The sequence below is a fragment of the Niveibacterium sp. 24ML genome, from assembly GCF_026586805.1.
GTDB lineage: Bacteria > Pseudomonadota > Gammaproteobacteria > Burkholderiales > Rhodocyclaceae > Niveibacterium.
On the sequence record NZ_JAPFHA010000004.1, the window covers coordinates 160968 to 173522 of the forward strand.

Annotated in this window: 9 protein-coding genes; 7 read left to right on the forward strand and 2 right to left on the reverse strand. The window is 66.1% G+C overall.

What is annotated here, in order from left to right; genetic code table 11:
* Positions 1-2 precede the first annotated feature (2 nt).
* The 6 genes from OPU71_RS05115 (at position 3) to OPU71_RS05140 (ending at position 8036) form a co-directional block, all read left to right on the forward strand.
* Positions 3-683, forward strand: coding sequence for a hypothetical protein (locus OPU71_RS05115; protein WP_267725745.1), 681 nt, complete (start codon positions 3-5; stop codon positions 681-683).
* 51 nt (positions 684-734) lie between these two features.
* Entirely contained in the window at positions 735-2699 is a 1965-nt protein-coding gene (locus tag OPU71_RS05120; protein WP_267725748.1) for a DNA topoisomerase IV subunit B, read from the forward strand.
* A gap of 391 nt (positions 2700-3090) precedes the next feature.
* Complete coding sequence (locus OPU71_RS05125; protein WP_267725751.1) at positions 3091-4089, forward strand: ABC transporter substrate-binding protein; 999 nt, start codon at positions 3091-3093, stop codon at positions 4087-4089.
* A complete protein-coding gene (locus OPU71_RS05130) occupies positions 4086-6086 on the forward strand; it encodes a sensor histidine kinase (RefSeq protein WP_267725754.1) in 2001 nt (666 codons plus the stop codon). The genes OPU71_RS05125 and OPU71_RS05130 overlap by 4 nt, the downstream gene beginning before the upstream one ends.
* Before the next feature lie 226 nt (positions 6087-6312).
* A complete protein-coding gene (locus OPU71_RS05135; protein WP_267725756.1) occupies positions 6313-7101 on the forward strand; it encodes a carbohydrate-binding protein in 789 nt (262 codons plus the stop codon).
* Positions 7102-7253: 152 nt separating this feature from the next.
* Positions 7254-8036, forward strand: coding sequence for a carbohydrate-binding protein (locus OPU71_RS05140; protein WP_267725759.1), 783 nt, complete (start codon positions 7254-7256; stop codon positions 8034-8036).
* 84 nt (positions 8037-8120) lie between these two features.
* Here OPU71_RS05140 and OPU71_RS05145 read toward each other — a convergent pair whose 3' ends face one another.
* Positions 8121-8870 carry a TerC family protein gene (locus OPU71_RS05145; RefSeq protein ID WP_267725761.1) on the reverse strand — a complete coding sequence of 250 codons (750 nt, stop codon included), beginning with the start codon at positions 8868-8870 and terminating at the stop codon, positions 8121-8123.
* 69 nt (positions 8871-8939) lie between these two features.
* Positions 8940-10040 carry a DUF3616 domain-containing protein gene (locus tag OPU71_RS05150; protein ID WP_267725764.1) on the reverse strand — a complete coding sequence of 367 codons (1101 nt, stop codon included), beginning with the start codon at positions 10038-10040 and terminating at the stop codon, positions 8940-8942.
* A 126-nt stretch (positions 10041-10166) separates the two neighbouring features.
* On the opposite strand from OPU71_RS05150, the gene parC reads away from it, so the two are divergent.
* Positions 10167-12554 carry a DNA topoisomerase IV subunit A gene (gene parC / locus OPU71_RS05155; protein ID WP_267725767.1) on the forward strand — a complete coding sequence of 796 codons (2388 nt, stop codon included), beginning with the start codon at positions 10167-10169 and terminating at the stop codon, positions 12552-12554.
* The last annotated feature ends 1 nt before the right edge of the window (position 12555 follow it).

Genomic DNA, 12555 nt, shown 5'->3' on the forward strand with positions numbered 1-12555 from the left:
CATTGCCTGAACTGCCCGCCGCGTGCCGCCTGCGCGGTCTTACCGAAGCCGATCTGCCTGCGCTGATGCCGCTGCATGCGGCGGTGATGGCAGACCTGCGCGATCCCTCACTGTTCCGCCTCGCGGGTGGGCCGGAGGCCTTTTTCAGCAGCCACGTCGGCGCCCGTGGCGAGAGCTGGGGCGTCTTCCTGGCTGACGAACTGGTGGCCTATGCGTCGCTGACGCTGCCGCGGGCCGACGATCGCGACAACTATGCGCGGGATCTGGGCTGGCCGCCCGAGCGCGCCGCCCGCGTGGCGCAGCTGTCGGCCGCGATGGTGGCGCCCGAGCACCGCCGCCTTGGCCTGCACGGCAAGTTGATCGACATCCGCATCGCCCGCGCGCAGGCGCTTGGCTTGCCGGACCTGCTGGTGCGGGCCGCGCCGGCCAATGCGCTGTCGCGACAGACCTTGATCGAGCACGGCTTTGCGCTGGTGTGGCTGGGCGTGCAGGCGGAAGGTTCGCTGCGGCATATCTTCTGGCGGCCGGCGGATCGGATGGCGACCGGCGCCGACGACGCCGGCGTGATCTGGGCGGACGGCGCCGACCTGGAGGCGCAGCGGGTCTGGCTCGCGGCCGGGCGGCGCGGGGTGCGCGCGCGCGAAGCGGACCATGCGATCGGATTCGCGCTGCCGCCGGACTGAGCCGGCGCATTTGCTACCATCCACGCCAGTTTGAATCGAGGCAGCCGCAGCATGACTTACAACGAATCCTCCTTCCGCGTTCTCAAGGGCCTTGAGCCCGTGCGCTCGCGCCCCGGCATGTACACCCGCACCGACTCGCCGGCGCACATCATTCAGGAGGTGATCGACAACGCCGCGGACGAAGCGCTGGCCGGTTTCGCCAAGCGCATCCACGTGGCGATGTTCCGTGACGGCTCGGTCGCGGTGACCGACGACGGCCGCGGCATCCCGGTCGGCCTGCACCCGGTGGAAGGCGTGCCGGTGGTGGTGCTGGCCTACACGGTGCTGCACGCCGGTGGCAAGTTCGACAAGACCTCCGGCGCCTCGGCCTACGCCTTCTCGGGCGGCCTGCACGGCGTGGGCGTGGCGGTGACCACGGCGCTGTCGCTGAAGGTGGCGGTGGATGTGCGGCGCGAGGGCAAGGCCTGGCATGTGGAGTTTGCCGACGGCGGCCGCACGATCAGCGAACTGGCCGACATGGGCGCCTGCGGCAAGCAGACCGGCACCCGCGTGCATGTGTGGCCGGATCCGAAATACTTCGACGCGCCGCGCGCCTCGCTGGCCGAGATCGAGCGGCTGTTGCGCTCCAAGGCGGTGCTGTTGCCGGGCGTGACGGTGACGCTGGAAGTGGAGCAGGCCGACGGCAGCTTCGTGAAGACCGAATGGCGCTACGCCGACGGCCTGACCGGCTATCTGCGCGAGATGGCCGGCGGTGTCGACCCGCTGGTGCCGGTGTTCGCGCAAGAGAAATACGCCGGGCAGGACGAGGACTTCGCGCCCGGTGAGGGCGCGGCCTGGGCCTTTACCTGGTTCGACGGCTTCGTCGGCAGTGAAAGCTATGTGAACCTGATCCCCACGGTGAACGGCGGCACGCATGAATCCGGCCTGCGTGGCGGCGTGTTCGAGGCGGTGAAGTCCTTCGTCGAGCACCATGCGCTCTTGCCGCGCGGCGTGAAGCTGCAGCAGGACGATGTGTGCGGCAAGATGAGCTTCCTGCTCTCGGCGCGCTTGCTCGACCCGCAGTTCCAGGGCCAGGTGAAGGAAAAGCTCAACTCGCGCGAAGCGGTGAAGCTGGTGTCGACGATGGTGATGCCGCTGTTCGAAGCCTGGCTGAACCAGAACGTCGAGCAGGGCAAGGCAATCGCGGAACTGGCGATCAAGCAGGCGCAAAGCCGCCTGAAGGATGCGCAGAAGGTCGAGAAGAAGAAGACCTCCGGCGTCGCGGTGCTGCCCGGCAAGCTCTCGGACTGCGAGAGCGAGAACATCGCCGAGAACGAGCTTTACCTTGTCGAGGGCGATTCGGCCGGGGGGTCGGCCAAGCTCGCGCGCAGTCGCGAGACGCAGGCGATCCTGCCGCTGCGCGGCAAGGTGCAGAACTCGTGGGAAATCGACCCCAACCGCCTGTTCGCAAACAACGAGATCCACGACATCGCGGTGGCGCTGGGCGTGGACCCGCACACGCCGGAAGCACCCGAGTCGGTGCTGACCAACCTGCGTTACGGCAAGGTCATCATCATGGCCGATGCGGATGTCGATGGCTCGCACATCCAGACCCTGCTGCTGACGCTGTTCCTGCGCCACTTTCCGGTGCTGGTGGCGCGTGGCCATGTGTGGATCGCGCTGCCGCCGCTGTATCGCGTGGATGTGCCGGCCTCGGGCAAGAAGCGCCCGGCGCGTCGGCTCTACTGCCTCGACGAGCGCGAACTGGCCGCAGTGCGCGATCGCTTGGTCAAGGAAGGCGTCAAGCCCGAGCAGCTTGAGATCGGCCGCTTCAAGGGCCTCGGCGAGATGAACCCCGAGCAGCTCAAGGAAACCGCGATGGACCCGGCCACCCGCCGTGTGCTGCCGGTCACGCTGGACGACGTGGCGCTGAGCGAAACCGAGGAATTGTTCGACCTGCTGATGGGCAAGGGCGAGGCCTCGGGCCGCCGTGCCTGGATGGAAGCCAAGGGCAACCTGGTCGAAGCCGACCTTTAACGGCCGGCGGGGCGGCCGCGGGCGCGATGCCGGTGGCCGGGTGTGTGGTGCCCGCTTGCCGATAGCGCGCTGGCATGCAGTGCCGGCGTCTGCGAGCAAAACAAGCTCTGCGTTGCCCCGGTGCAGCGTGGGCTGAGTATCCTGCAGGGGGCGTGCTACACGCCGCGATCACATCCCCCGTAGTCTTCGCCCGCCACCCGGTGCGTGATGTTCGCGGGCAAGAGCCTGGGGTGGTACGCCTGCGGGTGGAGGAGACCCTGGCGTAGCGGGCCGCGCGGCTGCACGAGCGGCGCACCACGGCGCCACGGCGGCTCGATGAGCCGACCCCGCGCTCAAGGGCGTGTATTCCGGGCCGTATTCAATAAGGGTGCTTGGATTGCGGGGGCGGTTGATGAGCCGGACGAACGATGTTTCAGCTATGCGGCGGCGCCTCCTGCAGGCCGCCGCAGCCCTTGCGGGCGGGCTGTTGAGCGCTTGCGAGCAGCCTGCGGCCCCTTCGGTGGCGGCACCGCCCTTGCGGATTGCAATGGATCTCTGGGCGGGCTACTACCCTTTGCTGCTGGCGCAAGAACTGGGCTACTTCAAGGCCGCCGGCCTTGAGGTGGAGGTCAGCATTCCGGAGAACACGCGGCGCTTGTTGAGCGATTTTTCCGCCGGGCGTTACGACGGCGTCTGCGTTTCAATGGGCGACATGGTGACGCTGACCCGGAGCGCGCCGGCGATCAGCATGGTGCTTGCGTCGGACGAGTCGGCTGGCGCAGACGTGCTGCTCGGGCGTGCCCCGCCCGCTTCGGCCGCGGCGCTCAAGGGCAAGCGTATCGGGACATCGCTGACTGGTTTTGGCGAACTACTGGTGCTGCGATTCCTGGCGCGCTTCGGGCTTTCGTTCGATGACGTCAAGCTGGTCAACGCCGATGCCTCAGAGGTGCTGGCGATGCTTGAAAAGGGCGAACTCGACTTTGGCCATACCTGGGAGCCCTACGTCAGCCAGGCCAAGGCCAAAGGCTATGCCGCGATCTTTTCGAGTGCCGACACGCCGGGCCTGATCATTGACGGGCTGATCTTTCATCGTTCCGTGATCGAGGCGCGCACCGATGCGTTGCGGCTGCTGCTGGCAAGCTGGTTCCGCGCCCTGGCGTGGTGGAACAGCTACCCGGCCGAGGGAGACCAGCGCCTGCTGGCCCTGCTCAAAGGCAAGACCTCCGATGTCAGCCGCCGGGGCATCCGCCTGCTGGGCCTTGCGGACAACCGGGCGAAGTTCCGCCCCGGCGACACCGACGCATCGGCCTTCCACGTGGTGGACCAGTTTGTTGAACACTTCGTTGGGCGCGGGTACCTGGTGCGCCGCCCCAAAGCCCTTGATCTGATCGACCCCCGTCTGCTGCCGTGAGAATCCGTACCCGCCTGCTGCTGACGCTGGTCGCTGTTGCGCTGGTGCCGCTTTACATCGCGGCCGCCTTCGCCTTGCGCGCCAACGAGCGGGTGCGCGTGGCGCACGAGGATCGCGCCCTGCTCGGGCGGGCCGCCGAGCTGGCGGTGGCGGTTGATACCTTCGCCGCGGCCACGCTCGAAGGCGTGCGCGCCGACGGGCAGTTGCCGGCCCTGCGCGCCTATCTGGCGGCCGATGAGCAGCAGCGCGCGCAGCGTGTGAACGAGGTGCTGGAAACGCTGCGCAACACCGTCATCAAAGACCCAATCCATACCACCTCTGCGGCGCTGCTTGACCGCGAAGGCACCGTGCTGGTCGACACCGATCTGAGCGGGCGCGGCAAACGTGAGGCAGGCAGCCCCTGGTTCCAGCGTGCGGTGGCACAGGGCTTGCCGGTCCTCTCCGGGCCGGATTTCAGCGAGCAGGGCGCTGTGCTGTGGGCCTCTTCCCCCCTGCGCGACGGGCGGGGTGAGATCGTCGGCGTCCTGCGGCTGCGGATTTCCGCCGTGCGCCTGCAGGAATTCGTGCGCCGCGCGCAGGGCTTGCACGAATCCGGCGCGCTCTTCTCGGTGCTGTTCGATCAGGCCGGCCTGGCCGTTGCGCATGGCTACGATGCCCGCCTGCAAGGCAAAGCGGTGTGGGCGGCCGAGGCGGACGTGGCTCGTGCAAGCGGCCTCCAGGCCGCTGTGCCGGGAGCAGTGTGGTCGACACTGCGTGCGGGCCTGAACTGGGCCGATCTGACGGGCGACCGCCGCGCCGACCGCGTGGCCGTGGTGGAGTTGCTCAACGCCCCGTGGCGGCTTGCAATGGTTGATCCGCGTGACGACTACTTTGCCGCGTACCGCCGTTCGACGCTGGTGGTGGCCCTGCTGGTGGCGCTGGTGTCGATCCTGATCGTCGGGGCGGCCTGGCTCGTGGCGGCGGGCATTGCCAAACCGATCGCGCAACTGACGGACGCGGCCCAACGCATTGGCACCGGCGCGCAGGCCGCGCTGCCCACCGGCGCAAGTGGCGAGATCGGCATGCTGGCGCGGGCGTTCGAGCAAAGCGATCAGCGGCTCAAGGAATCGCGGGCGCAGCTTGAGGCCTTCAACGCCACGCTGGAGTCCCGCGTGCAAGCGCGCACCGCCGAACTTCAGCAGGCGCTCGAACGGCTGGAACTGGCGCAGGACGAACTGGTGCGCTCAGAGAAATTCGTTGCGCTGGGTGGCCTGGTTGCTGGGATCTCGCACGAATTGAATACGCCAATCGGCAATGGCGTGACGCTGGCAAGCAGTCTGCGGGATCGCGCCCGCCAGGTGTTGCGCGACGTGGAGGCGAATCAGTTGAAGCGGTCGTCGCTGGTCGAGTACGCCGCCTTCGTCTGCGAATCGGCGGAACTGGTCGAGCGCAATCTGATGCGGGCGGAAGAGTTGGTGGCCAGCTTCAAGAAGGTGTCGGTGGACCGGGTCAGTGAAAAGCGCCGCAGCTTTGACCTGGCCGAAACGGTGCGCGACGTGCTGGCCACGATGGGGCCGCTGCTGCGCAAGCACAAGGTGAGGCTGGAACTCGATCTGGTTGAGGGCGTGACGCTCGACAGTTACCCGGGGCCGCTCGGACAGGTGATCAGCAACTTTGTTAACAACGCGCTGATTCACGGACTCGAGGGTCGCGAGGAGGGCTGCATACGGGTCACTGCGCGGCTGCTCGATGCCGGGCTGTGCGAGCTGTCGTGCGAAGACGACGGTGTCGGGATTTCCGCAAGTACGGTCAAGCGGATTTTCGATCCCTTCTTCACCACCAAACACGGCCGCGGCGGTAGCGGCCTGGGCCTGAGCATCGTGTACAACCTGGTGGTCGGAGTGCTCGGCGGCCGCATCGATGTGGATGGCCGGCCTGGCCTTGGCGCACGCTTTGTGATGACCATACCCCTCGTGGCGCCGAATGGCGGGAATGCTGATCAGGCAAGGATTTCGTGACGACTTTGCGCATTCATTACGGATTTTTGATGCAGCGCACAAGTCAAATTGAATATCCGCCTGATGTCATAAAAATCTTCTAGAACCGATCCCGCGAAAACCGCAGTTTTCGATAAGCCGGCAGCTCGGGGCACGGCACACTGCGACGCCAGCAAGCAACACGGCTCCTGTTGCTTGCTGGCGTCGCAAGACGTGTATCCCCCAACGAGTGAGCAAGAGGTGAACCATGAAAAAACTGCTAATCGTTCTGGCCGCATTCCTGCTGGCCGCCAACGCTCACGCTGCTGACGAGATCAAGTTGCTGCGTTCGCAAAGCACGGTGTCGTCGAAGTACGGCGTGAGCAGCCAAAGCATCCGGTTCGAGGTGATCGTCAAGAACATCGCGTACGCCAAACAGGTGTATGTGCACCTGAAGAAGCCCGACGGCAGCTGGATTGATACGCCCCTGTCGTTCATGCGTGCCGCTGATGCGGGCCGTGAAGTGTGGGCAGGCAGCTATACCGATGTGAACGAGACCAACACCGGCCCGAGCTTCAAGACCTTCGACCTGGAATTCGCGCTGCGCTACAAGGTCAATGGCGTGGAGTACTGGGACAACAACGGTGGCAACAACTACAAGCAGGCACGTGACAGCGGCAGCATGCTCTTCGGCACCAATGTGCTGGCCCGCGTGAATGACTTGAACAACCCGGCCTGGATCTACGGCGGCCTGTTCTACGGCAGCGTGACCTTGCAGAACCTGGCGGCGAACAAGCAGGTCAAGGTGGTCTACTCGACCGATGGCTGGCAGACCAGCAAGACCGCCTGGGCGAGTTTCAGCCCGACCTTCTGGTTTGGCGGCTACAGCAGTGCGGCCAACCCCAACCAGTACGGCGCCGAAGAGTGGAACTTCCAGCTCGACGTTGGTACGACCGCAAGCAAGGTGGAATACGCGATCGGCTACATCGTCAATGGCACCACCTACTGGGACAACAACTTCGGCCGCAACTACCTGCAGCCGCTCAAGCAGAACTGAGCCTCGCCTGATGGTTTGACGCCGTTGCCGTGCGCGACGGCGTCGTCTGCCCCCTGCGGCGGGCCTGGCCCGCCACCGTTTAGCACGCATCGTTCCGCCGTGTCGCAGCGCTTCGCGAGGCGTCGCTACGTGCGCAAGAAGGAGTTGATCTCATGAGACGAATCATCCTTGCCCTGCTGTTGCTGGTTTCCGCGGGTATCGCATCGGCTGCCGACGAAGTGCGCCTGCTGCGTTCGCAGAGCACCGTGTCCGCCTACTATCAGGTTGGCTTGCAGTCGGTCCGCTTCGAGGCACTGGTCAAGAACATGGCGTACGCCAAAGAGGTTTACGTTCACCTGAAGAAGCCGGATGGCAGCTGGATCGACGTGCCGCTTGCCTACAGCCGCCCGGCGGATAACGGCCGCGAAGTCTGGGCTGCGAACTATCAAGACAGCACGGAGACCGGGCCCATCTATCAGAGCTGGGATCTGGAATTTGCGCTGCGCTACAAGGTCAACGGTCAGGAATACTGGGACAACAATGGCGGCGCGAACTACAAGCAGGCCAAGGATTCGGGCAGCCTGATGCCGCAAGCACCGGTGCTCGCACGCTACGTCGATACCGGCAACCCGGTCGTGGTGTATGGCAACCGGTACTACGGCAGCGTCAGCGTGAAGACCCTCGGCGCCAACCGTCAGGCCGAGATCCGCTACACCACCGATGGCTGGAAGACCAGCAAGACCGCCTGGGCGGTGTGGAACGGCGATTTCTGGCGCAGCTACTACAGCAGTGCGACCAACCCGAACCAATACGGCGTCGAAGAGTTGGCGTTCGGCCTGCAACTGGCGCCCGGCGCCACCCGGATCGAGTATGCCGTCGGCTACACCGTCGATGGAAAAACGTACTGGGACAACAACTACGGCCGCAATTACAGCGTCGCGGTACAGCAAAACTGATAACCGTTTTTGTCTGTGTTGCGAACAAAAACGCCCCGAAAACGGGGCGTTTTTTCTTGGCAGGCGGAGCGTGAAATTTATTCCTCAGTCCGGCAGATCCTTGCGCAGCTGAACCGGCTCACTGATGCGCTTGCGCAGGCGGATGTTGATCATTTCCACGCACACCGAGAAGGCCATAGAGAAGTAGATGTAGCCCTTGGGCACATGGGTGCCGAAGCCTTCCGCGATCAGCGTGACGCCCACCAGCACGAGGAAGGACAGCGCGAGCATCTTCACCGTCGGGTGGCGGTCGACGAACTCGCCGATCGGGCGTGCGGCGAACATCATCACGCCCACCGACACCATGATCGCGGTGACCATGATCGACAGATTGCTCACCAGCCCGACTGCGGTGATCACCGAGTCGAGCGAAAAGACGATATCGATGATCGCGATCTGCACTAGCACCGACGCGAAGGCTGCCTTCGCGGCGCTGGCCGCATGGACTTCATCCGCGCCTTCAAGTGCGTTGTGGATCTCGTGCACGCTCTTCCACAGCAGGAACAAGCCGCCGCCGATCAGGATCAGATCGCGCCCGGTAACGCCGCGCTCCAGGAAGGGCGCGACGAAGAGCGGTTCCTTCAGCTGCATCAGCCAGGCCAGCGATGCGAGCAGGGCAATCCGCGTGCCCATCGCCAGCAGCAGGCCGAGCCGGCGCGCGAGGTTGCGTTGTGATTCGGGCAGGCGGCCGACCAGAATCGAGATGAAGATGATGTTGTCTACACCCAGAACGATCTCAAGCGCGGTCAGCGTTGCGAGCGCAACCCAGGCATTCGGATCAGCCAGCCATTCCATGTTCGAGCCTTGAAGAAAGCAAAGCGCGGATTATCCCCGTGCCTTCGGGCACGGGGAAGCGCGGGGCGGTCAGGGTTCCAGCAGGTCTGCCAAGACCACGCCACCGGCAGCCGTGCGTGCCGGATCGGGGGCGTCGTGCAGTACCAGCCAGCGCGGCTGCGCGGCGCCGGTGGGGGGCGGCGGCAGCAGCCCGTCGGGGATGCGCGTCAGGGCCTCGGCGCGGTCGGTGCCCACCCCATGGTCGAGCGAGAGTTCTTCGCTCACCACGCCTTCCCACAGCATTTCGTCGGATTCGTTGGCGTCCAGCGCCAGGGCCGCGTCGCGCCAACGGAACAGGCGGATCGCGCCGTCCAGCGCCATCGTCGGGCCGGCCAGCAGCAAAAGGTCGTCGCCCTCCCAGTGCAGGTCGCGCACGCCAAGCCCGGCCAGCTTGATGAAGTGCTTGCGCAGCGCCGCGCCGCCTTGCTTGGCCAGCCGCAGCTCGCCCTTCTTTTCATTGCAGCGCAACTCCAGGAGGCATGACCAGCCGCGCAAAACCGGCCCGCGCAGGCCTGCCAGAATCTGTTCGCCGCGCACCGCCAGGCCTTCCACATCGAAGCCGTTGTCCTTGCCGGGCAGGGTGAGAAAGGGCGCCAGGTGCACATCCTCGGCAATCGCTCGGGTCAGGTCATTGCTTCGCGTATCGCCGCGCAGGCGCGTGGCGCAGCGGCCGTCGCGCGCCTCCCGCACCGGTTGCAGGCGGCCCTTGGCATCGGCTTCAAGCGGGATGCGTGCGAGCAGGCAACGATTGCCATCGCGCTCGATCGTCGCGAGTCGCTTGATGTTCTCGGTGGGTTTGCGGCCGGTTTTCGGGTTCTTGCGCTTGAGCCCGTGCGAACCCACCAGCCAGAGCCAGCCGTCTACCGCGTCGAGGCCCTCGATGTCGGCCTCGATCTCTGCGGCGTCAGGCAGGTCCAGAAAGGCTGCGAGCGGGAAGGACGCCGCTTCGCCGTAGCGCAGCGCTTCCTTGCCCAGCGGCGGCAGGCGCGTCAGGCGGGTCAGCGCGCAGGCTTCGTCGCCGGCCACCCAGAGGTCCTCGCCAAGAAAGGCGGCGCCAGAAAGGTTGGTGCTGACCAGCGCCTGGTCGCCGAACTCAAGGCGCACCGCGTGGGAGATGGCTTTCTTGGGCATGTCATCGCTCGCAATCGGGCTTGGGAGTGCCGATCATAGTCGCGACGGGTGCCGCCGGATACCGCGCCGGTGTGACAAGCCTGCGATAATCGCGCGGTTTCCATGCACCACCCAACCGGTTTGCCCATGCACAACGAGCCTGATCCGAATCGCGACCTCGATCTCTTCGACGAAGAAGCCGCGCCCACGCCCGAAGAGGCGCCGACCGAGCCGGCCGAACCGCCCGCGCCACCGGCGCCGCCCACGCTCACCGAGCTGCCCGACGATCACCTGCCGATCGCCGCCTTCGCCGAGCGTGCCTACCTGGCCTACGCGATGAGCGTGGTGCGCGGCCGCGCACTGCCGCAGGTGGAAGACGGCATGAAGCCGGTGCAGCGCCGCATCCTGTATTCGATGCACGAGATGCGGCTTAACCCTGGCGCCAAGCCGGTGAAGAGCGCCCGTGTGGTCGGCGACGTGATCGGCAAGCTGCACCCGCACGGTGACACTGCGGTGTACGACGCCGCGGTGCGGCTGGCGCAGGATTTCACACTGCGCTACCCGCTGATCGAAGGCCAGGGCAACTTCGGCTCGCGCGACGGCGATGGCGCCGCGGCAATGCGTTACACCGAAATGCGCCTCACGCCGCTGGCCGAACTGCTGCTGGGCGAGATTGACCGCGGCACGGTGGACTTCGTACCGAACTACGACGGCGCCTGGCAGGAGCCCAAGCTCTTCCCGGCGCGGCTGCCGATGCTGCTGCTCAACGGCGCATCCGGCATCGCGGTCGGCATGGCCACCGAATGCGCGCCGCACAACCTGCGCGAGGTGTCGGCCGCAGCGCAACTGTTGATCAAGAAGCCCGAATCGACGCTCGATGATGTGATGGCGTTGTTGCCGGGCCCGGACTTCCCCGGCGGCGGCCAGATCATCTCGCCGCCGCAAGCGCTGCGCGACGCCTACGCCGGCGGCCGCGGCAGCCTGCGGATGCGCGCGCGCTGGCGCGTCGAACCGCTCGCACGCGGCGCGTGGCGCATCATCGTCAATGAGATGCCGCATGGCGTGTCGGTCTCCAAGGTGCTCTCCGAGATCGAAGCGCTGACCAACCCGCAGCCGAAGACCGGCAAGAAGGAAGTGTCGGCCGAGGAGAAGGCGACCAAGGCGCTGGTGCTGGGCGTGCTCGATACCGCGCGCGACGAATCCTCCGACAAGGAGGCGGTCCGCCTGGTGCTCGAACCCAAGAGCCGCACGCAAGACCCGGAAGAGCTGATGCGGGTGCTGCTGGTGCACACCTCGCTCGAATCCTCGGTGTCGATCAACCTCACCGTGATCGGCCGCGACGGCCGCCCGGCGCAGAAGGGCCTGCTGGCGGTGCTGCATGAGTGGATCGCATTCCGCTTCGACACCGTCGAGCGCCGTACGCGGCACCGCCTGGGCGAAGTCGACCGCCGCATCCACATCCTCGAAGGCCGCGCCATCGTCTGGCTCCACATCGACGAGGTGATCCGCGTGATCCGCGAGGCCGAGGAGCCCAAGGCCGAGCTGATGGCGCGCTTCAAGCTTAGCGAAATCCAGGCCGAGGACATCCTCGAGATCCGCCTGCGCCAGTTGGCGCGCCTTGAGTACATCAAGATCGAATCGGAGCTCGCCGAGCTGCGCGTCGAACGCGCCAAGCTGGTCGAGCTGCTCGAAGACCGCGCCGCGATGACGCGCCTGATCCTCAAGGAAATCGTCGAAGACACCAAGAAATTCGGCGACGACCGCCGCACGCTGATCGAAGCCGCGCAGGCGGTGGTGGCGGCCGAAGCGCCGGTGCTCGACGAACCGGTCACGGTGATCCTGTCGCGCAACGGCTGGGTGCGCGCGCGCCAGGGTCATGGCGTCGATCGCGCCGCGCTGACCTACAAGTCCGGCGACGGCGAATTCGCGGTGATCGAAACACGCACGCCCTGGCCGCTCTTGATCATCGACACCCAGGGCCGCGCCTACTCGGTGCGCATCCAGGATCTGCCGGGCGGGCGCGGCGACGGCGTGCCGCTCACCACGCTGATCGAACTGCAGAACGGCGCACGTGTCGCACAGGCCTTGTCAGGCGATCCTGCGAAGGAATACCTCTTCGCCAACTCCGGCAGCTACGGCTTCATCACCACCTTGTCCGAGCTCGCCGGCCGCAATCGCGCCGGCAAGGCCTTCATGACGCTGGAAGACAAGGAAGAAGTGCTGCGCCCGGTGCCATGCGAAGGCGAGTGGATTGCCGCGGCCTCGGCCAACGGCCGCCTGCTGTGGTTCCCGCGCGCCGAGATGAAGGTGATGCCGCGCGGCCGCGGTGTGATCGTTATGGGGCTGGACGACAAGGAAACCCTCAACGCGGTGGCCTGCCCGGCGGAGCCTGTCGTCACCGTCAACGGCATCGGCCGCGGCGGTAAGGAGATCGCGGTGGAAGTGAAAGGCGTTGCACTGCAGGCCTGCGTCGGCAAGCGGGCACGCAAGGGCGCGGCGATCGCGCCGAAGGTCAAACCGTCTGGCATGGACTGAT

Excerpts from the sequence above, each read along its gene's own strand:
- OPU71_RS05145 (WP_267725761.1), bottom strand. The coding sequence starts at position 8,870 with ATGGAATGGCTGGCTGATCCGAATGCCTGGGTTGCGCTCGCAACGCTG.
- OPU71_RS05135 (WP_267725756.1), top strand. The coding sequence starts at position 6,313 with ATGAAAAAACTGCTAATCGTTCTGGCCGCATTCCTGCTGGCCGCCAAC.
- OPU71_RS05150 (WP_267725764.1), bottom strand. The coding sequence starts at position 10,040 with ATGCCCAAGAAAGCCATCTCCCACGCGGTGCGCCTTGAGTTCGGCGAC.
- OPU71_RS05125 (WP_267725751.1), top strand. The coding sequence starts at position 3,091 with ATGAGCCGGACGAACGATGTTTCAGCTATGCGGCGGCGCCTCCTGCAG.
- OPU71_RS05140 (WP_267725759.1), top strand. The coding sequence starts at position 7,254 with ATGAGACGAATCATCCTTGCCCTGCTGTTGCTGGTTTCCGCGGGTATC.
- OPU71_RS05120 (WP_267725748.1), top strand. The coding sequence starts at position 735 with ATGACTTACAACGAATCCTCCTTCCGCGTTCTCAAGGGCCTTGAGCCC.
- parC (WP_267725767.1), top strand. The coding sequence starts at position 10,167 with ATGCACAACGAGCCTGATCCGAATCGCGACCTCGATCTCTTCGACGAA.